The organism is Actinomycetota bacterium (assembly GCA_019347575.1).
Classification (GTDB): domain Bacteria; phylum Actinomycetota; class Nitriliruptoria; order Nitriliruptorales; family Nitriliruptoraceae; genus JAHWKY01.
This window is the reverse complement of the sequence record JAHWKY010000022.1, coordinates 45,299-70,021: the sequence shown is the minus strand read 5'-3', so window position 1 is coordinate 70,021 and position 24,723 is coordinate 45,299. Positions and strand designations below refer to the sequence as shown.

The following is a 24,723-nucleotide window of genomic DNA, read 5'->3' as shown; positions in this document are numbered from 1 at the left end:
CGCGCTCTCGGCGGCGGGTCGTGTGCGACGGCCCCATCGACGGGGCGGATGCCCTGTCGCGAGTACAAGAACGCGCCCCGCGAGCGACGGGACTCGCGGGGCGCGTTCCGACGACCGCCCCGTCCGGGGGCGCGGGGAGAACGAACGGGGCGGTGCGGCGGGTGCTCCGCCGCGGCGCCCGCGGGCGCCACGGACGAAGCGGTCTCAGGTCACGTGATCCCTCGTGGCTCGGGCAGGTCGATGTCGGGGCGCACCTTCCACCTCAGTACACGGCAGCTCCGCTGACATCTCAAGGGCGAGCCCCCCTCGGATGGCCGGGACCAACGGTCCTGCCCCCGGTCAGCCAGCCTGTCCGCGACCGCTCGAGGGGACCGGCCGATCGACCAAGTGCACAGGACGCGCGCGGAAGCAGGAACCGACCATCCGCACGGCGAAGGGGCCACCAACGGACCATCGACCCCTCGGAGAGCACCCGTGCGTTCGTTCCTGCTCCGCCACGGCATCGTCGTCGCACTCGTGTTGGCGCTGCCAGGGCTCCTGGCGCTGTCCGCGCCGCAGGACAACCGCCCCGATCCGGGGGAGGAGGACCTGTACAACTTCGAGCACGTGTACAACTTCAACTTCAACGAGGTGACCGGCCCGCTCGGCGACGACAGCCAGGGCACCGACCTCGAGTTCTTCACCGCCCCGATCGAGGTCGAGGCGGGGGTGATCGAGGAACGCGACTTCGCGGTCGTCGGAGCGTACGGCGACGGGGCGTTCATCTTCGACATCACCGACCCCGAGAACACCACCCTCGCCTCCCAGGTCGTGTGCAAGCAGCCGCGCTCCGACCCCGGCGTGCACCAGTTCACCGACGAGACCGACACGCTGCGGACCGTCATCTCGCTCAGCAACCACGGCACGCCTTGTCGCGAGGCGGGACCACGGCGCGGTGGCGGCGACGGTGGGACCGCGCTCTTCGACGTCACCGACCCGTGGAACCCGGTGGGTCTGGTGGGGCTGCGGATGGACGGCGTGCACAACTTCGCCTTCCATCCCACCGAGGCGGTCGGGTACTCGTGGACCGGCGCGATCGGCTCGGTGCAGGTCGGGACGACCGACGTCGCCCTGCTAAACGGCGAGAAGTCGGAGCTGGCGATCGTCGATCTCCGCGACGGCTTCGACCAGCCGACCTTCATCACCGTCCCCACCGTCGGCGGGCCCCACGACGGCGAGTTCAACGCCGACGGCAGCCGCATGTACGTCGCGATGGAGAACAACTACGCCATCTACGACTCCACCGATCCCGTCGCTCCCGAGCTGATCTCGCTGACGGGCGCCATCCCCGATCCTCCGACCGGCGCTCCCGGAGCGACCCCGAACGTCGGAACGTACGCGCACGGTCTGTGGCCGAGCCACGACGGCGAGGTGATGATCACCAACAACGAATCCCTCGCCATCGGCGGCTTCTTCGCCGACGGCACCGGCGTATGCCCCGGGGAGGGTCTGGGCTTCTACGACATCAGTGGTGACAACGAAGCCGCTCCGGTGGGTCCCATCGGCTACTTCGAGCCGCCGGTGATCGGCCGCACCGACAAGCGCGCCTGCACGTCGCACTTCGGGAGGCCGTCGCAGCACACCCGGGTCATGAGCGTCGGCTGGTACATCGCCGGTGCCCGAGTGATCGACTTCACCGATCCGACGATGCCGCGGGAGATCGGCGCCGCCGTGATGGCCGACACCGCGAGCCCGTTCGACTGGGGCTCGGAGGTGTGGGCGGCGAAGTTCTACGAGGCGGCGACGAACCCGGAGTACCTCTACACCGGCGACATGCGGCGCGGCTTCGACGTGTTCCGCTGGGCTGGCAACGAGGAGTGCCCCGCCCCGTGGCTCGAGGGCTGGACGCCCGACTGCGAGGAGGGCCGCGACATCACCGACGCGGCCGTCCCGGTACCCGACGACGCCGAGCAGGACCTGTTCACGACCCTCGCCGCGACCGAGGTCCGGGGCGGGTTCAGCTGCCGCCTGATCCTGTTCGAGGACCAGTAGCCCCACGCAACCCGCCGAACTTCGCGGGGTTGCGGACGGCGTGGATGGCGGTCACGACGCCGTCGGCGACGTCGAAGCCGAACACGACCACGAGGTCGCCGTGGTCGCGGACCACGAGGGCGGGCATGCCGTTGACGGCGTGGCGGACGATCTCGACGGTCTCGGTCGCCTGACGGAACAACCCGAGCAGAAAGCGCGTGACGCGGTCGGGGCCCTCAAGGGGCCTCCGGGCGGCCGACACCACACCGCCGCCGTCGGCGGTGAGCACGACGTCCGGTGCGAGCAGCGCCAACATCCCCTCCATGTCCCCGCCCGCAGCTGCGGCTACGAAGGCATCGGCGACCTCCCAGCGTCGCTGCGCGTCCAGCTCGAACCGAGGCCGGCGCTCCTCGAGGTGACGCCGGGCACGGCTGACCAGCTGGCGCACCGCATCCGGGGTCCGATCGAGGACGGCCGCGATGTCGTCGTAGCCGTGCTCGAACACGTCGTGCAGGAGGAACGCCACGCGCTCCAGTGGCGACAGTGACTCGAGGACCACGAGGAACGCCAGCGTGAGCGACTCGCCCATCGCGGTCGCTTCCGTGAGGTCGAGATCATCGGTCAGCACCGGCTCGGGCAGCCACGGGCCGACGTAGGTCTCGCGACGTCTGGTCGCGGAACGCAGACGGTCGAGGCAGATGCGGGTGCAGACGGTGGTCAGCCACGCCCCGACGTTGTCGATCACGGCCTGATCGGCCGCCGCCCAGCGCAGGTAGGTCTCCTGGACCGCGTCCTCCGCCTCGGTGTGGCTGCCGAGCATGCGGTAAGCCATCGCCGCGAGACGGGGACGCTCGTGCTCGAAGCTCGCCGCAGCAGTCGCAGCTCCGACCGACGGGTCCGCCGAGCGTTCAGCCACGCCGTGCCACCTCCCCACCGGGCTCGGTCGCGATCCGCGCCCACTCCTCGACGAGACGCGGGTGCTGGGGCCGCCACAAGGATGCCTCCCGGAGGTGTCGGTTCGCGACCCGCTGCGACCGTGCCCGCAGGCGAGCGCGGGGGAGCTTGGCGAGCAGAGCGGGAGGCAGCTTCACCTCACGACCCGTGACCGCCGACCATGCGGCCGCGTGATCGACCTTGCGGGATGGCTCGTCCTCGCTGACGTTGTAGACCCCCGCTTCGACCTCCAGCGCGGCGACGACCGCCTCCGCGGCGTCGTCGGCGTGCACGAAGGTCTCGTAGCCATGGGGGTCACCCAGCAGTGGCAGGTAGCCCTTCGTGACCGACGCGACGAGGTCGCGGCCGTGGGGCGACTCGGGAGCGACCAGCAGGGCGAAGCGCAGCACGACACCGTCCCCGCTGAAGTTCTGGACCGTCCGTTCCGCGTCCCGTGCCGAGGCGGTGACGCTCTCCGGTGAGAGCGGCGACGACTCGTCGAGCCACCTGTCGCCACCGTCCGCGTACAGGAACGTGACCGACTCCTGCACGAACCGCGACGCCTCGACGCGCGCGGCCGCAGCGACGAGGTTGGCGACGCCCTGCGTCCGCAGGCGGTCGTTCTCTCGCCACGCGCCGGGCAGCATCATCCTCGACGCCTCCGGGATGCGGGTCGCGAGGTTGACGACCGTGTCGTGACCCTCCAGCACCGGCAGCAAGGTCGCGGTGTCGAAGAGGTCCGCGCGGACGGGCCTAGCGCCGAGCTCACCCAGCCGCTCGGCGTCCGCGTCCCGTCGTGCGAGCGCGGTCACGTCGTGGCCCGCGCCGAGCAGGCCCGGCACGGCCCGGCGGCCCAGTACCCCGGTGGCTCCGGAGACGAAGATCCGCATGGTCCCTCCTGTCATCGCGGTCACCCCGACGACGAGACGACCGCCCCGTCTGTGACACGCGGGTTCTCCACAGGTGCAGCGGAGGTGATCGGCCGCGACCAGCGGCCGCGGGTGGAAGCTGCACCTCGACCGAGGGAGAGGACGATCGTGGAGTGGCAGCGCTGTGAGAGGTTCCTGCTGGAGGTGGCGTCAGCCGACGTGCGCCGGTTCGGGATGGCGCGTCCGTGCCTGGCGACGTTCGCCGGCGATGTGCCGCTGTTCGTCGCGTGGCTGCGAGCTCACCCACCCGGGGGCTACACGCAGCCCCTCATCGAGTTGCTCGCACTGGCCGGCCCGCTCGGGGCGGACCGGCTGGGGTTCGTCGCCAGTGGCCGAGCGTGGTCGCTCGCCGACCCGATCCCGCCAGTGGCCGACGATGTCGATCTGCGCCAACCGGCGCTCGTGCTCCTGCTCTCGGACGGGCACGGCAGGACGCAGGCAGAGGTGACCAGCACGGTGCACCCCTACGACCTCGACGGCGAGGACATCACCTGGCGCGACGTCCTCGACCCGGGTGACCCTGGCGAGGGTCCGCTACCGGACCTGCTGCGGGTCTCGGCCACGGCGCTGCGCGAACTGCACGGCTCGCCGGAGCAGATCCGCGAGCAGGCGCTCCGCTGCGTGGCACTGGGACACGAGGTCGCGCTCGCCCCGAACGTCGAGGCGCACCTGGGCCTGGATGCGGCGTGAGTGCTCAAGTAGCGCAGCGGTAGCACAACCTGAGTGCTCAAGCAGCGAAGCGGTAGCACAACCTTGAGGGCGGTCAGCTGGCTCCGAGGCGCCCGCGCTGCTGGCGACGGCGCTCGCCCTGGATCATCTGCGACTTGTGCATGAAACGACGGAGCCGCTTGTGGAAGCCCTTGTCGAGGCGGCTGGTCTTGGGCTTCTCGGGCGTCTCGTCCTCGCGCCAGTCGGGATCGGTGCGCTTGATGGAGAGATCGACCTTGCCGTCGGGCTTGACGTCGAGGATCTTGACATCCACCTCCTGACCTTCGGTCAGGTACGCGTAGATGTTCTCGACGAAATCGGTATCCACCTCGGACACGTGCACGAGGCCGGTGACAGGGTCGGCGTCGTCGGGGTCGATGCGGACGAAGGCGCCGAAGTCCTGCAGGCTCTCGACGGTGCCCTTGACGATGGTTCCGGTCTCTACCAAGCGGCTTCACTCCTCTGGATCGTTGCGCTTCTGGATGGCTGGGGTGGCGCGGACGAGGTCCGCATCCCCAGCCTACGGATGCAGCGCCCCGATGCCAGTCAGCGACCCGGCCGTTCGGGGCGAACGAGTGGCGCGTCTGCTGCTAGCGCGTGACCTCGAGCTCGTCGGTGATCTCGTTGACGCCCGCGACGTCGGAGATGGCCGCCATGAGCTGCTTCTCGATAGCGCGATCCGAGACGCGCCCGCGCAGGATCACCCGACCGCCGGGCTCGACGTCGAGGTCGACCTCGCGCGCACCCTCGACCTGACCGAGCACCTCCGACTTGATCTTCTGTCGCAGCGTGTCGATGTCGGCCGGCACCGTCTCGAGATCGAACGCGCCCTTGGCGGTCTCGATGGCGGCACCCTTGGCGACGCCCGCGGTGTAGTCGGCCTGGGCTCGGACGTCGTCGGCGATGTCCTTGGCGGTCGCGCGAGCCTGGTCCGCCAGCTTCGCTCGCCGGGTCCGGCCCATCTGGGGATCGAGCAACCCGGCTGCAGCGGCACCCGCTGCGGTTCCCACGGCGAACCAGAAGATGCGACGCGGCCACGTCGTCGTCTTGCCACGGTCGAGGCGATCGAGCAGACCATCGAGGTCCGTCTCGAACGCGGCGATGCGGTCACCGAGCACCGCCAGGGCTTCGGTGAGGTGTTCGTCGAGGCCGCTGAGTCGTCGTGACATGCGGTTCAGCTCGCGCGAACTGGCGACCTCGTTCAGGCTCGACGCGGCGCTCTCTCGCAGGTCGTGGACGGTCTCGCCGATACGGTCGGTGATCTCGCTGATGCGGTCGGTGGTCTGCACGTCGGCTCCGATCGGTCGCGGCGAACTCGGACTCATCTCCAGCGTCGCGCGTGAGGTGTCCGTCGTGGGCCGGCGCCCCCGTCCCCTCGGACGGGCCTGAGCCAGGTGCCCGCCCGCACGGACGGGGTGTCGGGGGGCGTGAGGGCCATCGCGCGGCGAGCGTGCGCGGACCCAGGTCGGCCCCACGCGGTGCGGTTACGCTCCGCCCCTTCGACGCGCGGTCGGCACCCCGCGACGGAACCTCACGGAGTCCCGATGCTGACGCCCCTCACCGAGCACACGCTCCTGCTGTTCTGGCTCCAGTTGCTGTTGCTGCTGGCGGTCGCCAGGGGTCTGGGAGCGCTCGCGACCCGCGTACGCCAACCTGCTGTCGTCGGTGAGCTCGGAGCCGGCCTGCTCGTCGGTCCGACCCTGCTCGGCCGCATCCTGCCCGACCAGGCGGCGTGGCTCTTCCCCGGGACCGAGATCGACAGCGCCCCGATCCTGACGGTCGCCTGGATCGGCATCGTGCTGCTGCTGGTCGTCACCGGCTTCGAGACCGACCTCGGGCTGTTGCGGCGGCTCGCACGGCAGTCGGCCGCGGTCTCGGTTGGCAGCCTCGTCGTACCCCTGGCGTTCGGCTTCGGGCTCGGCTGGGTCATCCCGGCCGCCTTCCACGGCGAACAGGGCAGCCAGTTGGGGTTCGCGCTCTTCCTCGCGGTGGCGCTGAGCGTCTCGGCGCTGCCGGTCGTGGCCAAGATCCTCGCCGACATGCGCCTGCTGCGCCGCAACGTGGGACAGATCGTGCTCGCGGCCGGCATGGCCAACGACCTGGTGGGCTGGATCCTGCTCGGTGTCGTCGCCGGGGTCGTGTCGCACGGCGGCGTCGACCTCGTCTCGCTCGGGACGACGATCGCGCTCGTACTCGCCTTCGTCGTCGCGTCGCTGACGGTGGGCCAGCGCGCCACCGACAGCGTGCTCCGCACCGCGCGTGCGAGCGGTGGCTACAGCGGTGTGCTCACGGTCACCATCCTCATCGCCCTGGCGATGGGTGTGGTCACGCAGGTGATCGGGGTGGAGGCGGTCCTCGGCGCGTTCGTGGCCGGCATCGTGCTCGGCCGTTCCCGCTACCAGCGACTGGATGTGCGCGAGACGATCGAGTCGATGACCAACGCGATCTTCGCTCCCGTGTTCTTCGCCACCGCGGGTCTGTACGTCGATCTCGGAGCGGTCGTCACCGCCGAGGCGCTGCCGTGGGCCATCGCTGTGATCGCCGTCGCCGCGATCAGCAAGCTGGTGGGGTCCGCGGCCGGGGCGCGGCTGAGCGGTCTGAGCCGGATGGAGGGGCTAGCGGCCGGTGTCGGCCTCAACGCCCGCGGGGCGCTCGAGATCGTCGTCGCGATCATCGGCTTGCGCCTCGGGGTGCTCAACCCGACCTCGTACACCGCGGTCGTGGTGATGGCGATCGCGACCTCGCTGCTCGCCCCGCCTCTGCTGCGCATCGTCCTGCGCCGCATCGTCGCCGCCCCGGAGGAGGCGGAGCGGATGGAACGCGAGGAGTTCCTCGGCCGCAGCGTCATCGCCCGGGTGGACAACGCGTTGGTCCCCACGCGCGGGGGGCTGAACTCGTTGATGGCTGCGCACGTGCTCGACCTCGCCCTACGCGACGAGGCCAGGGTCACCGTCCTCACGATCGACCAGAAGGGACGGGCACCCCTCGATCCGCAGATCGGCCGGTCCGTCCTGCCGGTCCTGCGCAACCGCGAGGCGGACCTCCGCACGACCGAGGCCGAGGACATCGGCGCCGCCGTCCTGCGTGAGGGCGACCTCGGCTACGGCATGGTGGCGGTGGGCCTCACCGAGCCCTACACCGGTGCGGACACCCTCTCCCCCGCCCTGTCCGGTCTGCTGTCACGCACCACCATCCCGCTGTTGCTCGTGCGCCGCGGCGGTGGAGACTGGGACGCGGAAGCGCTCGTCGAGCATCGCTTCCGTCACCTGATCGTCCCCATCACCGGGACCACGGCCGGGCACGCAGCCGAGGAACTCGGCTACGCCCTGGCGGCGCGCTGTGGTGCCGAGGTCGACGCCGTCCACGTCGTGCTCCAGGACGAGGACAACCCCGGGGCGGTGCCCAAGGCACAACCGGCGATCCGCAGCCAGGCCGCCCGGACGCGAGAGGTCGCCCGGCGCTTCCGGCAGCACACCTCGGTGCTGGTTCGGGTGGGCCAGACCGCGTACGGGGAGCTGGTGGCGACGGCCGACGGGCGCGGCGCCGACCTGATCGTGCTCGCGACCCAGCTGCGCGCCCACGGCGACGCCCCCTTCCTCGGTCACGGGGTCGAGTACATCCTGTCGCGCGCGACCCAGACTGTCGCCGTCATCGTCTTCCCGGCCACCCGCACCGTGGACGCGACCGAGGACCGAGATCCCCGAAGCTGACCGGCATCATGACGGAAACGCGCATCCACGCGCGTTTCCGTCACCACCATCGCGGTCAGCGCGCGTCAGCAGGACGGGAACACGCACCCACGCGCGTTTCCGTCACCGACCGCGGAGGCGGTCGGTGACTTCCACGAAGGTGTAGAGGTGGTCCTCGTCGGGGAAGACGTAGCTGCGATCCCCCAGCGGGGGCAGGTCCGCGCCGAAGTAGCGGTCGAGCACGAGCCGGAAGGTGTTGACCGGGGTCAGGTCCTCGGCCAGCGCCGCGTCGGACACGCCCGGGAGCCGGACGGCGTTGAGGATCCCCAGCTTCTCCCCCAGCTCGCCCACTGACGCCTCCAGCCACCGGTACGGCGGGCCCTGGCGGAGCCGCCGGACCGGGTGTGGGCCCTCGTCGGCTTGGATCACCACGACCGCGTCGCGGTTGTGCTCCACGATCCGCTCCACGATGGCCAGTAGCCGCCGGTTGAGGTAGGTGAGCTGGCGGACGTAGTTGTCCTCTCGGGTCCGGGACTTCTCGACCCCCTCGAGGACGACCGAGCCATCGGCGTCGAACACGTAGGGCTCGTGGGGCAGGGCCAGGTGCGCGAACACGAATCGGGGCGCGGGACCGTCCTGTCCGGCGAGCTCCTCGAGGGTGTCGAGCTGGTGCTCGCCGAACACACGGTGCGCATCGCGCCGGGTGAGCGGCTCGTCCTCGCCGAACAGCGACCGCAGGGCAGGCCACGCGGTGGTCGACTCGAAAACCTGGCGGAACTCGGAGCTGCGGTTGCGGGTCAGCACGTGCGTCGCGTGCACCGAGGTGGCCGTGGGCGACCACCACGTCCCGAGGTGGAGGTAGTCGTAACCGATGGAGGTGAGCGCCTCGCCCAGACGGTGATCGCGGAGCAGGGCGTAGACCGGTCCCCAGTCGCCCCCACGGCTGGCGGGGATGGTCCGCTCGAGCTCCTCGAGGTACTCGAGGTTCAGCGACGTCGCGAGCGAGTGAGCCGTCTTGGGGTAGTTCGCCAGGCTCTGGTCGAGCACGTCGAAACCCAGCGCCTCGAGCTCCGAGGTGAAGTCGCGGTTGTCGTGGTCGAAGATCTCGCGCAGCACATCACCCCGGGCGTAGCGGTCGGGGACGATGTAGAAGATGTCCGGAGGCTCGTCGGGACGTTGGATCTCGACGCCGTCGCCGAGCTCGGCGCTCGCCGGGGCGGACGCCAGAGCCTCGCCCGTGAGCGGCACGAGCGTCGTCGCCACCAGGACGACCCCGATCACGTTGGCGCCCCGCGTCGCCCCCGCGAGGTGGGCCTCAGTGGCCTTCACCGCGACGAGGGTGGCTGCCACGACGAGCACGAGGGCGAGGCCGATCCCCAGCCACGGCGAGAGGTCGGCGGCGATGTGGCCGTACGACAGCAGCACGACCGCGCCGACCGATGCGGCGAGCGCTCCTCGCCGCGCGTCGCGCAGGATCAGGGCGACCACCGCAGCGAGGACGACCACACCGAGGGCCACGACGGCGAGGATCGGAAGGACCTCACCGCGGTGGACCTCGGAGGCGTTCTGCGACCACAGGAACAGGACCGGGAACGATCCCAGCAGGAGGGGATGGAGGGGGAACCGGCTCAACTTCAGGCGCGCCGGAACCGGTAGAGCACGCGCCCCGACTCCGGCACCGGGGTGACGGCATCGGTGACGAAGCGGGTCGCGAACGCCGCCTCGAAGTCCGCGACGGTGTAGCGATCGAACACGTCCTCGCGCGTGGCCAGCAGCGTGCCGACCTTCGCGTCGTCCTTAGGGACCCACTCGACGATGGCGTGCTCACCGAGATCGGCGAGCAGGCCGGCGACCTGGTCCAGCGGGACGTTGTTGGCGATCGCGAGGTGGTGGATCAGTCCCAGGGCGAGCACCACGTCGACCGGCCCCCGGTCGCGCAGCGCGCCGCGCTCGGCGTTGGCCCAGCCGATCGCCGGCGAGGGGTTGGCGAGGTCGAGCACGAGCGGCAGGACGTCGACGTCACCGTTGCGGAGCGACTCCCATCCGCGCTGGACCGCGCCCCGGTCGATGTCCCACGCGACGACGTGGGCGCCAGCGTCGGCGGCGAGCCGCGCGAACCGGCCCGTGTTCGCCCCGAGGTCCCAGACCGTGCGGGGTGCGAGGTCACCGAGCCACGCGGACACGACGTCGACCTTGTGCTGCATCGCGGCGTCGGTGTAGTGCGACGCCTCCTCGTAGTACCCCGTCCAGGTGCCCTGGGGCTCCCAGGTGAGCTTGGACACGGTCCCGCGCAGGTTGTCGACGAGGCCGCGCATCGCCCGGCCCGAGAAACGCGCGGTGCGGCGCTGCTCCCCGGCCGCGACCGGCTTGCCTGAGGCCTTCGCCTGCCCGTGCAGGTGGACGAGCAGTCCGGGTCGCAGCTTGCTGCGCAACGGCAGCAGGGCGGCGGCGAGGTCGACGGGGATGCCGTCGACGTTGGTGGTCAGCAGCTCGCTGAGACGTGGGTCGACCATGGTCTCGAGCGCGAGCGGGGCCAGGAAGTGTTGACAGAACTGGCGGTACGCGACCCAGGGCTCACCCTCGGTCCAGGGGGCGAAGCTCAGGGTGTCGATGAACACGGCGCGACCGCGGTCGAACTGCACGTTGTACGCGGAGGCGTCGCGGAGGGTCAGGCCGTGATCGAGCGCGACGTTCTGGATCCGCAGGGTCAGCAGGGCGGCGTCGCGGCGCTGCGCCGGGCACCACTCGTAGGGGTAGCTGATGGTCGACAGCGGTTCGGGGCGCAGGACCTTGTAGGCATCGGCGGCCACGCTCAGCTCGAGCCCCACCTCCTCGTGCGCGATCAGCAGGCCCTCGTCGACCATGGCCGCGTACGCCCCGCTGTCGACGAAGGCGTCGAACTCGGTGGCGAAGCGACGGTCGACCTGGCGGTACAGGGTCCCGTCACGGACGAACAGGAACCCGCTGGGGTCGCGGAACGATGCCGGGTGACGGGCGGGCGCCACGTCCGAGCGGGGCGCCGGAGGGGTCACTCCTGGTCAGCAGCGACCGGCTCGGCCGCGTCCTGGTCCCCACCACGCGAGAAGACGCGCCGGATGCGGTGCCAACCGGCCTTGGCGAACATCCCGATGGTGGCGAGAGCGGCGACGACCCACGCGAAGATGAAGCTGGTAGAGCCCGCGTCGATGTAGGCGTTGGCGGCCGGCAGGACGAGCATCCACGCGGCGACGGTGAGCGCGAGGACCCAGCGCAGGCGTTCGGTCGTTCTCATCGGGGTCACCTCTGAGCAGCTGAGACGTCGGTGGAACACTAGCCCCGCACGGTAGCTACAGCTTGCCGCGCTTCTGGCGGCGGGCCTCACCCTGGATCATCTGCGAGGAGTGCATGAACTTGCGCAGACGCTTGTCGAAGTCCTTGTCGAGCTTGCTGCGGCGGGGCGGCTCGGGGATGTCCTCGTACTCAGGATCGGCCTGCTTGATGGACAGGTCGACCTTGCCGTCGTCCTTGAGCCCGACGATCTTGACCTCGACCTCCTGGCCCTCGGTGAGGTAGGCATAGATGTTCTCGACGAAGTCGCGATCGACCTCGGAGATGTGGACCAGGCCGGTGATCGGCTGGGCGTTCTCCGCAGGCGAGATCTCGACGAACGCGCCGTAGTCCTCGAGACGGACGACGGTTCCCTTGACGATGTCACCAACCGTGATCAAACGCGTGCACCTCAGTTCGCTGTGGGGGGTTATGGAGAGGCTGTCGGTCGGTGACCGCCTGGCGCCGAGGGCGCGGCGCGTCACCGCACTTCACCAGGGTACGCCCTGGGACGCGGAACGCACGAGTCGCCCGCCCGACCGTGTGGAGCCGACCCGCGATCAGACCGCGACCGGGTAGGACTCGCGGAGGTCGACGACGGGGGCCGGGGCGGCGAACAGGTAGCCCTGGCCCGACGCCAGCCCGTGACCACGCAGCGCATCCAGCGTGTGCGGCGCCTCGACCGCCTCGGCGACGATGACCGCTCCGGAGCGCTCGGCGAGCCGAACGAGCGCCTCGGTGACGGCGTCGTAGTGGACGTCCTGCCCGACGTAGCGCGTGAGTGACGCGTCGAGCTTGATGATGTCGGGACGCAGCCGGGCGATGTGGTGCAGGCTCGCGAACCCGGCGCCGGCGTCGTCGACCGCGAGCCGAGCCCCGGCCTCCCTGAGCCCCGCGATCGCGGCCCGAAGGGCGTCGTAGTCCTCTACGGCGACGTGCTCGGTCACCTCGACGACGAGGCGGGTGGGATCGATGCGGTCCGAGATCAGCCGCTCCAACCGTCCCGAGAGCAGCAGCGCGGGCGAGGCGTTGACGCTGAGGTACCAGTCCTGGCGGATCATCTCGCCGGCGCGGATGGCCGCGGCGAGGGCGGTCGCCTCGAGCTCGACACCCACGCCCAGGCGATGTGCCTCGGCGAACCACAGGTCAGGCGGGCGCGCGGGTGGTCCCTCGAACCGGGCGAGCGCCTCCACACCGCGGGTGGCGCCCGACGTCAGGTCGATGATCGGTTGGAAGACGACCGCGAGACCTTCGCCCCGTACCGCCGCGCGGATGCGCTCCACCGTGGCGACGTCGCCGTCGAGCTCGTCACGCTCACGCTGCAGCTCGTCGGCCACGATCCCGGCGAGGACGTGCAGGAACTGCGCGTCGTGGGGGCCGAACGTGGGCCGCGGCCGAGCGGATACGCAGCACAGCGAGCCGTAGGGCAGGCCCGAAGGCAGCCTGACGGCGACGCCGGCGTAGGCGCCCAGGGGCAGCCCGATGCGGCGGGCGAGGCGTCCAGCGTTCGGGTCGGCGCCGACGTCGGGGACCACGTTGGACACCATCCCAGCCAGCATCCGCACGCAGTAGCTGCGGTTCAGCGCGAGTTGCGTCCCCAGGGCCGCCCCGAAACGCTCGCCCTCACCGACGACCGCGCGGACGACCTGGCTGTCGCCCCGGAACTCGGTCAGGTAGGCGGCATCGACGCCGAGGTGTTCGCGGGCGTGGTGCAGCACGCTGCCGACGACCGATGGCAGCCCCGCCTCCCCCACCGCCCGATCCGACAACCGTGCACCTCGTGTGTCGCGTACCTCGATGGTCGGTACGCCCGATGTGCACCTTGAACCTCAGCCGATGGCGGCGCCGACCGCTGCCACGACGGGCTCGGCGACCGCGGCCTCTCCGCCGTAGACCCACGCCACCCGCAGGTCGGCCGCGTGGTGGAGCAGGTAGCGCGCCGTCGTGGCGTGCAGCGTGTGCGTCTCGGTGAGGAGGATCGGTCCGCCGGCCTTCCCGGCGTGAACGCCGCCCGTGAGCGCGTCGGCGAAGACGTCGGAGCGGGCGACGCCGACAGTCGGCGGACGGTCGAAGAACTCAGCCGCCACGAGTTCCGCGGTCTCGAACCTGGTGCCGCCGACGAGCGGAACCGCGCCGGGATACGCGGTGGCTGCCGGGCCACCGGCGGCGAACACCGTCGCAGCGCCGACCTCGTCCAGGTAGTCCGTCGTGACGGGATGGGGCTGGTCGTCGGCCGACAGGACGATAGCGCCGTTGCTCGCGATCGCGGCGGGACCTGCCGCGAGCGCGTCGGCGAAGACGGTCGCTCGGGCGACGATCACGGTGTCGACGCTGCCCAGGGCACGGGCGATCGCGGCCGCGGTCTCGTAGCGGTTCTGACCGAAGATCCGCTCGACGACGTGCCCCTCGGCTCGGAGCTCGAGCACCACCTCGGGGTGGACCGCCACCTCGCCGCCGAGCACGTAGACGGTGCCGGCGCCGCCGAGCAGTCGTCGGATCTCCGTTCGTGTGGCGACGGACAGCTCGTCCGGGGGAGTCAGCAGCAGCGGGGCGCCGACCGCGTGGGCGAAGGGCGTCCCCGTCAATCCGTCGGCGAAGTCGTCGGAACGCGCGAGCACGACGGCCTTGGCCTGACTCGCCGATCCGAACCCGAGGGCGCCGGTCCCGTTGGCGGGGAAGCTGCTCTGGCTGATGTCCACAGCGGTCAGGATCCGGTCGTCACCCCACAGCCGGAAGGTCTCGTCCACGCCCACCTCGATCGTCACCGTGGTCGCTGGCGACGGGTGGCCGGTGGCGGTCGCCGTGTAGCTGAACGTGTCGGTGACGCCCGAGCCACCGTCGTGGTTGTACAGGAAGCTGCCGTCCGGAGCGAGCGTGACGTCGCCGTGCCAGGCGGGGCGTGCGAGGCTCGCCGTCAGCTCTCCCGCGCGACCACCCCGGTCGTTGGCGAGGACGCCGTCGCTCGGGCTCACGCCGAGATCGCCTCCGATCGGGAGACCCCCGAAGGCGTCCGGTGCGACGTCGAGCGTGCCGGTCGACAGCGCGTGTGCGGTGTGGGCCGCGGTGTGTTCGAGGCCGACGAAACCCTCTTCGGCCACGTAGATGTCAGTGCCGAAGTCGACGTCGGTGTCGTCGCCGCCGTCGTCGAAGACGCCGTTGTCGCCGACTCCGACGAGGTTGGGCAGGAACCCACCCTGATCCATCAGCTGGGGGGCGGCGTTCAACGGGTCGGTGTGCCAGCTACCGAGGACGTGGCCCAGTTCGTGGGCCGCGATGTTGCCCACGCCGGTGCCGACCAGCTCCAGCTTCGTCGCGCTCGAACCGCGGGGGACGCTGTTGAAGGAGTTGGCGTTGCTGGAGGGGGTCGACAGCAGGTCGAGCAGGACCACCCCGATCTCCGACAGGTCGTAGTTGCCGAGGTCGATGGACTGGGCGATCCCGATAGTGGGGACACCCAGCTCTTCGATGGTCCCGCCGATGACGATCCGGGACACCAGCCTGCCGTCACCGGGGTCGGGGTGGTCACGGCTGTTGAGGATCTCGACGTCGAAGCTCCCACGGGTGCCGCTCGTGTCGCGGTCACCGTTGAGTCCGCCGCGAAGGTCCCGGTCGACGTTCTCGCGCACGACCGCGACGATCCGGTCGATCAGCGCATCCTCGTCCGATGCGTCTAGTCCCCAGCGGGTGAGGAAGTCACGGAGCGGGGACAGCCGGGCGTCGGGCTTGCCGCCCCAGATCCGGTCGGCGTCGGCGATGGTCGCACCGTCGAAGTCGAGGAACACGACCTGCTGGTCCGAGCCGAAGCCACCCTCGGAGCCAGGCAGGTAGGCCTGCAGCGACACCTCGTACGGACCTGCACCCGCGCCCACGGCGACCGCGTAGGTACCGCTGGAGTGGGCGACGATCGCGGCGTGGGGTCCCCCTCCTTCCAGCGGCGACTGACCGGGGTACGCCCCGAACACCGGATCGTGGTTCGAGGCCATCAGCAGCGTCCCACCGGGTCCGTGGATGGCGACCCGGTTGACGTCGCCCGAGGTGATCGTCGCACCCAGGACGTCCCCCGCGTCGAGCGAGAAGCTGTAGAAGTCGATGTCGGGCACCGTGCGGGCGATCGTGACCTCATACGGGCCCTCGCTCTCAGCACCGGTCCCGCTGGCGGAGTCATCGAGGTTCTTCGGTTTGGTACCGAACCCGGTTACCAGCACGTAGTAGGTGTCAGCGTCCTCGACAGTGAAGTCCAGGAAGCTGTCGAGCGTCCCACCTGCGTCGTCGTTGAACGCCACCCACTGCGGCAGCTCACCGTCGGAGCCCGTCGCCGGCTGGGACCCGGTGAAGATCGCCACCGTCGGATCGAGACTCGAACCGACCTCGGAGGCATCGACGTCCACGACGATGTGCTCGCCGGGCTCGGCCTCGACCCGGTAGTAATCGAGGTCGCCGCTGCCGCTGCCGCTGGAGCCGTGCGGCCCGTCGCCGATCTCGGCGCTGTAGCTGACCGCCGTCCCGAACGTCAGGCCGGTGACGGTCGCCGTACCGCGGGCGCCGTCGTCCTCGCCCCCGTACACACCGCTCGGCGCAGCGGGGAGGGGCTCCAGGTGCCCCGACAGCTGCGCCTCGTTGTCCTCCCCGATCGCGGTCCCGAACCCAGCGACCGTGTCACCGGTCGCGTAGGTGTCGTTGGGTTCCGACTCGTCGCTAGCGACGACCTGCACCGACCCGGTCCCTGGATCCGGCTCGCTGACGTGGGCTCGCCGGCCGTGCTCCGCGCTGTACGCGGACCACGACTTGACGTCGGGCTCCTGCGAGGTGGGCAGCAGCGCGAGGAACGGGTTGGGCGAGGCGGGGCGCCGGGCGAGGTCGGTGGGTTCGTGCCCCGGCGCGGCTCCGGCGGAGGGGACCATGAGCGCAGCGCTCAGCAGAGCCAGGACGGTGACGACGATGCGGAGTCGCACGCAGGAGCCCTCGCCGGTCGGATCGTGACGGACGCGCCACGATCACGCCCGCGGCGGGGAGACTACGTCACCGCCCCGAGGACTTCGTGGCGAGCGCTTCCCGTCGGAGTCTCAGCCCGGAGGCCAGCCGACCCACACGCACGTGCGGTCGACCTTGACCCACATCACGTGGGCCTTGGCGCACGCTCCGACCCCGATGCGGTCGTCGAACCTGACGTCGAGCTGCGCCGCGGCGCGGACGTCATCGGTCGGGGTGAAGGCCAGGCTCGCGAACGCCGCGAACGCGAGGACCAGGTAGACGATCCAGCGGCTGGTCACGATGTACCTCCGATCTGCAGGGGAGCGTCGGCGAGGACGTCAGGAGTCGTGGCCTCGAGGTGGAGCTCGACCGTGAGGCTGACCACATCGGAACCGTCCTCGACGTCGACACGTTCGGTGTCGGTTCCTCCCGGTGGCCGATCGTCGACGACCAGAGGTCCGAGTTCGGTATCCGCCCACGGGGCGTCCATGGTGGGCGGTTCGACGCTGGAGCTGTCCGGGGCGGTGACCCGACCTGCGGACAGGGCCTCGGCGGGTAGTCGTACGACGGAGCCGTCGGTCGGCGTGGACAGGGCTGGGGCCGTCGCTACCTCGTGGCTCGCCAGCAGGTGCACCGTGTCGCTCAGATCGACGGCACCCGGTCCCGATCCGCCCGCGCTCGACCCGGGCATGACCACCAACGCGACGGCGAGACCGGCCTGGGCGATCGCGGCGGTCACGGCCGTCTCGGATCCGACGGGGTGACGGAAGCGACGGGTCCAGTCGCGCAGCGCGAACAGCGGCGTCAGAACGAGGTTGCCGTAGGCGGCTCGCAGCTTGTGCCGCGCCCGGGTCAGTGCCACGCGCGCCGAGCCCTCGGTGACACCGAGGAAGTGGGCGACGTCCGCGACCGGTGCCCCCTCGGCGTCGCGCAGCCACAGCGCCCCGCGGTCCCGGTCGGACAGGCCGGCGAGGTGGGCGTGCAGCTCCTTGGCGTCATCGTCGAGGAGCACCCGATCCTCGGGGCGTGCACCCTCGTCCACGAGGTCATCGAGTTCATCGACGGCGATGACGCTCCGCCGGCACTGGTCGATGGCGCAGCGCGACGCGATGGTGCGCAGCCAGCCTCCGACACAGCGACCGTCCCGGAGCGTGGGCAGCGCGGCCACGGCCCGCGCCAGGGTCTCTTGGACCGCGTCCTCGACGTCGTGCTCGTTGCGCAGCCGACGACGACAGACCGAGCGGATCATCGACCCGTAGCGCTCGATCAGCGCGTTGAACGCCGCGCCGTCACCGGCGGACGCGGACGCGACAAGGACCTCGTCGGACGCATGACGGTAGCTGTCGAGCGGATCGAGCTCGCGACGGCGCATCCGGCGAGCCGTCGCGCCGGTGGCTCGTGCGGTGGTCATGTCTTCCCCTCCTGCCCGGCAGCGACCGGCCGCCGGACCCTCTCGGAGGGGAGTGCGAGTGGGTCCCGCTGCGTTAGCGCGTGGACCCTAGCACCGGGCCATGTGCGCGCCGAGCGCACGGATGTGGCCATGAGGCCACGTCCGACTCGTCCGTTGTTAACGCCCGCTCGGATGCCGCCTCTTCCGGCCGACGGCGCGCGGTGCGCCGTGGCGGCGGGCGTCGCTGCCCTCTCGCACGACCTCCGCGGCTCCGCCCGCCGCCCCACCCCTCACACGGGCGTGGCGACCCCGATGACGTGGGGACGCACGATCGGCGGGTACCCGGGCGCCTCGTAGGCGTCCAGGTCGACGATCTCGAACCACGCTCGGTGGAGCTCGGCCGTGGTGTCGCGGTTGGGTCTGCAGCCGCGACCGATCCAACCCCACGGTCCCTCGAGGCGATCCTGCCAGCGGGCGAGGCGCGGGTCGTCGCTGCGGACGTGCTCCCAGAACCGCAACCTGCCCTCCGGGCGGAGCACCCGACGCAGCTCGTGCAGGCCGCGATCGAGGTCGGGGATGGTGCAGAGCACGAGGCTGGCGATGACCGTGTCGAACGTGTCGTCATCGAACGGCAACGCCTGGGCATCGCCGTCGACCAGCGTGACCGGCACCGGCGCGAGCCGTGCGCGTTGCTCGGCGTACCCACGGGCGACGCGATCGGGCTCGAGCGCGACGACCTCGTCGGCGTCGCGGTAGAGCGCCAGGTTGCGGCCCGTGCCCGCCCCGACCTCGAGGACGCGACCCGTCGCAGGGGCCACGAGTTGGTGGCGCAGCCGGTAGCCGTCACCACGGTCGACCAGCGCTGCCGCACGATCGAACAGTGCGACCCAGGCGCGGTCGAGCACGTCGTTCACGGCTTCACTCCTCCTTCGCGGCTGCACTGCTCGAGACCTCGCCGATCCATCGCACACCGCAGCCTCGACGGTAGTCGCACCGGTCCCCTCCCCTCGTCCGGGTATCGGTCCTTCGCATCGCGGCGATCATCGGGCAGGTTCCTGCTCCCGATCCGGTGGAGGGGGCGGCGTGGCGACCAAGGGCATCGGGGCGGCGTTCCAACGTGCGGTCGACGAGGGCGAGGTCCGACTCGGACGCACACCGTCGCAGCTCCTGGCGACCGGAGCCGTCGGGGGCATCGACGTCGGCGTGGGGGTCTTCGCGCTCTTCATCGTCACCGAGCAGACCGGCAACCACCTCCTCGCCTCGCTGTTCTTCTCCATCGGGTTCCTCGCGCTGACGCTGGGGCGCAGTGAGCTGTTCACCGAGAACTTCCTGGTGCCCGTGGCGGCCGTCACGGCCGGGAAACGTGAGTGGCCGTCGGTGGCCCGACTGTGGATCGGCTCGCTGGCCGGCAACCTCGCTGGGGGCTTCGTGATCGCGGCGGTGGTGGTGACCGGCTTCCCGCAGCTCGAGCGCGACGCGGTCGACATCGGCACCCACTTCACCGAGCTCGGGATCGGGTGGCGGTCGTTCGCCATGGCGTTGCTGGCCGGTGTCATCATCACGCTCATGACCTGGATGGAGCACAACCACGAGTCAACATCCGGTCACATCGTCGCGGCGGTCGCCGCCGGGTGGGCCCTCGCGTACGGCGAGCTGAACCACGTGATCGTCGCGTCGATCGAGATGTTCGCTGCACTTCAGTACGGGGCGCCGTTCGGCTACCTCGACTGGCTCGCGGTGTTCGGCTGGGCCGCATTGGGGAACCTGGTCGGGGGGCTCGGACTGGTGACGATGCTGCGGCTGTTCCAGGTCCAGGGCGGGTCGGCGAAGGAGTCCGACCACGATCCCGAGGACAACGACTGACCTACGTGCGCGCGTTGGCGGCGAGGTCGGACTCCAACGCAAGTCGGAGTTCGTCGGGCATCGGTCGCGAGCGGCCCTCGGACGGATCGATGGTCACGTAGGTGGTCACACACGTCACACAGTGCCGGTCGGCGACCGTCGCGGTGAACCTCAGGTCGAACGACGACGTGCCGAGTCGAGTCGGCAAGACCGTGATGAGGATCTCGTCGTCGAACCCGGCCGAGCCGACCCACTCGATGACCGCCTTGACGAGCTGGACGTCGAAGTGGCCGCCCAGCCACGTCTCCTTCGCGGGGAAGCCCAGCGTCTCGACGTACCGGGTCATCGCGTCGTCGAAGTAGGTGAGCCAGTGGGCGTTGAACACCACGCCCTGCTGGTCGACCTCGGCGTAGCGGACGCGGATCGGGAACGAGAACACATCGGGCTCCGTGGTCGCTGCACGCTCGGCCGGGGTCCGACTCGCGCTGGAGGCGGCGGGCGAGGCAGCCTAGGGAGCGGACCGGGGAATGCCGGTCCCAGTCAGGACGCCCATCCGATGAGCAGGGAGGAGCAGCACATCCCGCTGTCGGCCGCCCTCAGACGTGCCGCGGGTCCGCTGGCCGTGGCGACGCTCGCCACGGGGTACGGCCTGCGCGCGCTCAAGCAACGGTACGAAGCCACCGCCCCGTTCCACCTCGACGACGAGCCCGAGCCCGGCAGTCCCGAGTTCGACCACTTCCTCGAAGGGATGACGGGCGAGCCAGTACGGCCGGGCAACCGGGTCGAGGTCTACCGCAACGGTCGGGAGATCTTCCCGGCCATGTTGGAGGCGATCGCGCAGGCGGAGCGATCCATCCTCTTCGCGACCTACATCTACTGGCGTGGCGAGATCGCACGCCGTTTCGCCGACGTGTTGTCCTCACGTTCACGGGAAGGCGTCGAGGTGCGTGTGCTGCTCGATGCGGTCGGAGCGTCGCGGATGCGCGACGGGCTGGCTCGTCAGATGGGCTCCGCCGGCTGCCGGATCGAGTGGTTCCGGCCCCCGAAGTGGCACACCATCCACCGGTTCGACAACCGCACGCACCGCAAGATCCTGGTGTGCGACGGACGGGTCGCCTTCACCGGCGGCGTCGGCATCGCGGAGCAGTGGACCGGCGACGCCCAGGACCCCGATCACTGGCGCGACACCCACCTGCGCATCGACGGACCGTCCGCGCGCGGGTTGGTCGCGGGGTTCCAGGAGAACTGGGCCGAAGCCACGCGCGAACTCCTCGGTGGCGCGAACGTCCCCGACATCGAGCCCTACTCCGACGGCGTCGCGGTGCACGTGGCGCGTAGCTCCGCACGCCACGGCACCAGCGAGATCCAGCACGTCTTCCACGCCGCCATCGCCTGTGCCCGCGAGCGCATCCGCCTCACGACCGCGTACTTCGCTCCCGACCGCTCGTTCGTGGATGGCCTCATCCAGGCGGCGGAGCGGGGGGTGGACATCCAGATCCTGACGAACGGCCGCAACGCCAAGTCGGAGGTCGTGCGACAGGCGGGCCAGCGGCGGTACGAGGCCCTGCTGGAAGCGGGCGTGCGCGTCTTCGAGTACACGCCGACGTTGCTGCACGCCAAGGTGTTGACCGTGGACGGCCGCTGGTCGTCGGTCGGCTCGGTCAACCTCGATCATCGCTCGTTCGCGCTCAACGACGAGCTCAACGCATCGGTCTCCGACGGAGGCGTGGCGGGCGTCCTCGACCGGCACTTCGATGACGACCGCGACCGAAGCGAGGAGATCGACCTCGAGCGATGGCGGGCGCGGGGCGCGCTGCCACGACTCAAGGAGCGTGTCAGCTCCGCCCTCCAGCAGGAGCTCTGACCCCGAACTTGAATGGTTGGATGCAGTCACGTGCCCCCAGGTATTCAAGTTCGGCGTGAACAGACGCGGCGGGGCGGGGCGCGCCCGCCATGTCACAGCGCCCCGAGCGACTCGCGCGCCATAGCCACGAGTAGGTCGAGGTAGCGCGCGGCGTCGATGCGTCGCTCCACAAGCTCGGCCGCTGACGACCAGATCGCGGTCGTGACGACGCGCGCAGCGACCCGTGCCTCCTCGGCTGGGGCGCCCCGCAGCGCGCCGATGACCTCCGCCCACGCGTCGAGGTAGCTCGCCTCGTTGCGAGCCGCCGCGCGCCGGTACCAGGCCGGGGCGTGCCGCAGCTCGCGCAGCAGCACGATGACCGCGTCGGGGTGCTCGATGCCGAGCCGTGCGTGGACCGTGGCGAGCAGGTCGAACGCCGCCGGCGGCTCCAACGCGGGCGCCTCCTCGAGCGCGGCTCGCAGCGCCTCCCAGATGCGGTCGAGCGCCGCGATGAGCAGATCCTCCTTCGACGGGAAGTGGCGGTAGATGCCCGGGCCTGTGATACCGGCCGCCTCACCGATCTCGTCGATGCCGGTGGGGTGGTAGCCCTGACGGGCGAACAGAGCGGTGGCGGCGTCGACGATGGCGTCGCGCCGACGCTGACCGCGTTCGGTCGGCGCTGATGGCTGGTCGGCGACCTCGAGCGACACCTACAGCCCGAGCGCGTCCGCGAGCAGCGCGCGGTGGTGGCGGGCGTCGCCGAACAGTAGCGACGCTGCCTTGGCGCGCTTGAAGTACAGGTGGGCGTCGTGCTCCCAGGTGAACCCGATGCCGCCGTGGACCTGGATGGCTTCGCCCGTGACCCACGTCGCCGTCTCGGAAGCGATCGCCTTGGCGAGCGCGGAGGCGATGGGGAACTCATCGGGGTCGTCGCTGGTGCGTGCGGCGTGGTAAGCGGCCGAGCGGCTGTGCTCGGTGCGGACGAGCATGTCCGCGAGTCGGTGTTTGATGGCCTGGAACGAGCCGATGGGACGGCCGAACTGGTAGCGGCCGCGCGCGTACTCCAGCGCCATCTCGAGGCTGCGCTGAGCCACGCCGACGAGCTCGCACGCGAGGGCGGCAGCGGCCAGCCGCTGGACCTGCTCGACCACGTCCCAGCCACCGGGCATCGGTTGCGCGGCGACGTTCTCGAACGTCAGGGTCGCCTGCTTGCGGGTGGCGTCGAGCGTGGAGGTGAGCTCGCGGGTCACTCCGTCGGCATGCCCGTCGACGAGGAACAGGTTCACGTCGGTGTCGTCCCGAGCTGCCACGATGACGAGATCGGCGGTGTGCCCGTCGAGCACGTAGCGCTTGCGGCCGTTCAGCACGCCGTCGGTGACCGTGAGCTCGACCGTGTCGGCGGTGAGCCCGTGCGCGGACTCGAGCAGCGCGAGGGCGGCGGTGAGCTCCCCCGCCGCGATCGCCGGCAGGTGCTCCTTCTTCTGCTCGTCGCTGCCTCCGAGGAGCAGTGCGTTCGCGCCGAGCACGACCGTCGACAGGAACGGGCCCGGGTACACGGCGCGGCCTTGCTCCTCGAGCACGATCGACAGCTCGGCGAACCCGTATCCCGCCCCGCCGAGCTCCTCGGGGATGGCCAGGCCGTGCCAGCCCATGCCGGCGGCCTCACGCCACAGGTCCGCGTCGTGGGCGCTGTCGGTGCCCATCAGCTCACGGACCTTCTCGCTGCCCACCCGGTCGGTGAGGAAGCGGCGAGCGGTCTTGCGGAGCAGCTCCTGCTCCTCGGTGAGCGTGTAGTCGACCTGCGTCATGGCGGGCTCCTCGGTTCGGTCGCAGTCAGCTTCGGGGGACGTCCTTCCAGGGCACGTCCTTGTCGACGCGCGGCTCGCCAGGCAGGCCCAGGACCCGTTCGCCGAGGATGTTCTTCATGATCTCGGAGGTGCCGCCCTCGATCGAGTTCGCACGAGCACGGAGGAACGCACGCTGGGGCGACGCACCCGATGCGGCCTCGACCCCGGGACCAGTGTGCGGATCCACGTCGGTCCGCGTGAACTCGTACCCGCCAGGCATCAGCGTGCCCTCGTGCCCCATCAGCTCCACCGCGTACGCGGTGATCTCTTTGTTCAGGTCGGCCCAGGCGAGCTTGGCCGTCGAGCCCTCGGGGCCGGGCGTGCCGGCCTCCCGGTTCTCGGACGCGCGCATGACCGTGAGCCGCGCTGCCTCCGCCTCGGCCCACAGCCGTGCGAGCTCGTCGCGCGCGACCGGGTCGGCCGATCCGTGCTCCTTCCAGGTGCGCACGGCGAGGCCGATCGCCCCGGAGCCCCGCGGCACCGTGGCGGCCCCGATGGCCACACGCTCGTTCATCAGCGTGGTCATCGCGACCGACCAGCCCGCCCCGACCTCGTCGAGGCGCAGGCTGTCGGGGATGTGGACGTCGGTGAAGTAGACCTCGTTGAACTCCGCTTCACCGGTGATCTGGTACAGCGGACGCACGTCGACGCCGTCGGCCTCCATGTCCACGATGAAGTAGGTCAGGCCCTTGTGCTTGGGCACATCGGCGTCCGTCCGGGTGACCAGCAGCCCCCACTTCGACAGGTGCGCCAGCGTGGTCCAGACCTTCTGACCGTTGACGACCCACTCGTCGCCCTCCTTCACGGCGGTCGTCGACAGGCCCGCCAGGTCGGAGCCAGCCCCGGGCTCGCTGAACAGCTGGCACCAGATCTCCTCGGTGGTGAACATCGGGCGCAGGTAGCGCTGTTTCTGCTCGTCCGTGCCGTGCGCCATGATCGTGCCGGCCCCCATGCCGATGCCGATGACGTTGAGGCGCTTGTTCCACATCGGCGCGTCGGCCTCGCGCAGCCGCCGGTCGACCAGCTCGCGCAGCTTGGGGCTGAGCCCCAGCCCACCCAGGCCCTCGGGGAAGTCGACCCAGGCGAGGCCGAGATCGAACTGCGCACCCCAGAACTCCGGCGCCTCGCTCGTGGCCGGAGGGTGCTCGTCGAGCAGCTGGCGCAGGCGGCTCTCGACCAGCTGGCTGTCGGGGCCGGCCGAAGGACCGGCGTCGGGCGTGGTGGTCTCGCTCATGCGCTTCCCCAACGACTAGGG

Annotated in this window: 22 protein-coding genes; 5 read left to right on the top strand and 17 right to left on the bottom strand. The window is 70.7% G+C overall.

What is annotated here, in order from left to right:
- Positions 1 to 474: 474 nt before the first annotated feature.
- On the top strand, positions 475 to 2,031 hold the full coding sequence (locus tag KY469_15025; protein ID MBW3664411.1) for a hypothetical protein: 1,557 nt from the start codon (positions 475 to 477) through the stop codon (positions 2,029 to 2,031).
- Here KY469_15025 and sigJ read toward each other — a convergent pair.
- Together sigJ and KY469_15015 are read right to left on the bottom strand one after the other, a co-directional pair.
- Positions 1,997 to 2,926 carry an RNA polymerase sigma factor SigJ gene (gene sigJ / locus KY469_15020; protein ID MBW3664410.1) on the bottom strand — a complete coding sequence of 310 codons (930 nt, stop codon included), beginning with the start codon at positions 2,924 to 2,926 and terminating at the stop codon, positions 1,997 to 1,999. The genes KY469_15025 and sigJ overlap by 35 nt on opposite strands.
- Positions 2,919 to 3,833, bottom strand: a complete 915-nt coding sequence (locus KY469_15015) for an NAD(P)H-binding protein (GenBank protein MBW3664409.1) — start codon at positions 3,831 to 3,833, stop codon at positions 2,919 to 2,921. The genes sigJ and KY469_15015 overlap by 8 nt, the downstream gene beginning before the upstream one ends.
- Before the next feature lie 147 nt (positions 3,834 to 3,980).
- Between KY469_15015 and KY469_15010 the strand changes: the two genes are divergently transcribed.
- Entirely contained in the window at positions 3,981 to 4,562 is a 582-nt protein-coding gene (locus KY469_15010) for a hypothetical protein (protein MBW3664408.1), read from the top strand.
- Positions 4,563 to 4,635: 73 nt separating this feature from the next.
- Here the strand turns inward: KY469_15010 and KY469_15005 are convergent, their stop codons facing one another.
- On the bottom strand, positions 4,636 to 5,028 hold the full coding sequence (locus KY469_15005) for a S1 RNA-binding domain-containing protein (protein MBW3664407.1): 393 nt from the start codon (positions 5,026 to 5,028) through the stop codon (positions 4,636 to 4,638).
- Positions 5,029 to 5,170: 142 nt separating this feature from the next.
- Positions 5,171 to 5,869, bottom strand: a complete 699-nt coding sequence (locus tag KY469_15000; GenBank protein ID MBW3664406.1) for a BON domain-containing protein — start codon at positions 5,867 to 5,869, stop codon at positions 5,171 to 5,173.
- Positions 5,870 to 6,124: 255 nt separating this feature from the next.
- Here KY469_15000 and KY469_14995 point away from each other — a divergent pair, with 255 nt between their 5' ends.
- Entirely contained in the window at positions 6,125 to 8,290 is a 2,166-nt protein-coding gene (locus tag KY469_14995) for a cation:proton antiporter (GenBank protein MBW3664405.1), read from the top strand.
- A gap of 102 nt (positions 8,291 to 8,392) precedes the next feature.
- Here KY469_14995 and KY469_14990 read toward each other — a convergent pair whose 3' ends face one another.
- From KY469_14990 to KY469_14950, 9 genes are all read right to left on the bottom strand, one after another.
- Positions 8,393 to 9,901, bottom strand: coding sequence for an LTA synthase family protein (locus KY469_14990; protein MBW3664404.1), 1,509 nt, complete (start codon positions 9,899 to 9,901; stop codon positions 8,393 to 8,395).
- A gap of 2 nt (positions 9,902 to 9,903) precedes the next feature.
- A complete protein-coding gene (locus tag KY469_14985; protein ID MBW3664403.1) occupies positions 9,904 to 11,301 on the bottom strand; it encodes an SAM-dependent methyltransferase in 1,398 nt (465 codons plus the stop codon).
- The gene (locus tag KY469_14980; GenBank protein MBW3664402.1) at positions 11,298 to 11,540 is read right to left on the bottom strand and encodes a hypothetical protein; all 243 of its coding nucleotides are present in this window, start codon (positions 11,538 to 11,540) and stop codon (positions 11,298 to 11,300) included. Before KY469_14980 ends, KY469_14985 begins: the two co-directional genes overlap by 4 nt.
- Before the next feature lie 55 nt (positions 11,541 to 11,595).
- On the bottom strand, positions 11,596 to 11,976 hold the full coding sequence (locus KY469_14975; GenBank protein ID MBW3664401.1) for a S1 RNA-binding domain-containing protein: 381 nt from the start codon (positions 11,974 to 11,976) through the stop codon (positions 11,596 to 11,598).
- A 159-nt stretch (positions 11,977 to 12,135) separates the two neighbouring features.
- On the bottom strand, positions 12,136 to 13,344 hold the full coding sequence (locus KY469_14970; GenBank protein ID MBW3664400.1) for an EAL domain-containing protein: 1,209 nt from the start codon (positions 13,342 to 13,344) through the stop codon (positions 12,136 to 12,138).
- Positions 13,345 to 13,404: 60 nt separating this feature from the next.
- The gene (locus KY469_14965) at positions 13,405 to 16,527 is read right to left on the bottom strand and encodes a cell wall-binding repeat-containing protein (GenBank protein MBW3664399.1); all 3,123 of its coding nucleotides are present in this window, start codon (positions 16,525 to 16,527) and stop codon (positions 13,405 to 13,407) included.
- 111 nt (positions 16,528 to 16,638) lie between these two features.
- On the bottom strand, positions 16,639 to 16,845 hold the full coding sequence (locus KY469_14960; GenBank protein MBW3664398.1) for a hypothetical protein: 207 nt from the start codon (positions 16,843 to 16,845) through the stop codon (positions 16,639 to 16,641).
- Entirely contained in the window at positions 16,842 to 17,957 is a 1,116-nt protein-coding gene (locus KY469_14955; protein ID MBW3664397.1) for a sigma-70 family RNA polymerase sigma factor, read from the bottom strand. Before KY469_14955 ends, KY469_14960 begins: the two co-directional genes overlap by 4 nt.
- A 269-nt stretch (positions 17,958 to 18,226) precedes the next feature.
- Positions 18,227 to 18,850, bottom strand: a complete 624-nt coding sequence (locus KY469_14950) for a class I SAM-dependent methyltransferase (GenBank protein ID MBW3664396.1) — start codon at positions 18,848 to 18,850, stop codon at positions 18,227 to 18,229.
- A 169-nt stretch (positions 18,851 to 19,019) separates the two neighbouring features.
- Here KY469_14950 and KY469_14945 point away from each other — a divergent pair, with 169 nt between their 5' ends.
- Positions 19,020 to 19,799 (top strand): formate/nitrite transporter family protein, encoded by a 780-nt coding sequence (locus KY469_14945; GenBank protein MBW3664395.1) that lies wholly within the window; start codon positions 19,020 to 19,022, stop codon positions 19,797 to 19,799.
- A 1-nt stretch (position 19,800) separates the two neighbouring features.
- Here the strand turns inward: KY469_14945 and KY469_14940 are convergent, their stop codons facing one another.
- On the bottom strand, positions 19,801 to 20,217 hold the full coding sequence (locus KY469_14940) for an acyl-CoA thioesterase (GenBank protein MBW3664394.1): 417 nt from the start codon (positions 20,215 to 20,217) through the stop codon (positions 19,801 to 19,803).
- A 117-nt stretch (positions 20,218 to 20,334) separates the two neighbouring features.
- On the opposite strand from KY469_14940, the gene KY469_14935 reads away from it, so the two are divergent.
- Positions 20,335 to 21,642 (top strand): cardiolipin synthase B, encoded by a 1,308-nt coding sequence (locus KY469_14935; GenBank protein ID MBW3664393.1) that lies wholly within the window; start codon positions 20,335 to 20,337, stop codon positions 21,640 to 21,642.
- 92 nt (positions 21,643 to 21,734) lie between these two features.
- Here the strand turns inward: KY469_14935 and KY469_14930 are convergent, their stop codons facing one another.
- Genes KY469_14930 through KY469_14920 form a run of 3 tightly spaced genes read right to left on the bottom strand, consistent with a single transcriptional unit; the run spans position 21,735 to position 24,702 of the window.
- Positions 21,735 to 22,331 (bottom strand): TetR/AcrR family transcriptional regulator, encoded by a 597-nt coding sequence (locus KY469_14930; GenBank protein ID MBW3664392.1) that lies wholly within the window; start codon positions 22,329 to 22,331, stop codon positions 21,735 to 21,737.
- Entirely contained in the window at positions 22,332 to 23,429 is a 1,098-nt protein-coding gene (locus KY469_14925; protein MBW3664391.1) for an acyl-CoA/acyl-ACP dehydrogenase, read from the bottom strand. It abuts the gene before it with no gap.
- A gap of 25 nt (positions 23,430 to 23,454) precedes the next feature.
- A complete protein-coding gene (locus tag KY469_14920) occupies positions 23,455 to 24,702 on the bottom strand; it encodes an acyl-CoA dehydrogenase family protein (GenBank protein MBW3664390.1) in 1,248 nt (415 codons plus the stop codon).
- Between the last annotated feature and the right edge of the window lie 21 nt (positions 24,703 to 24,723).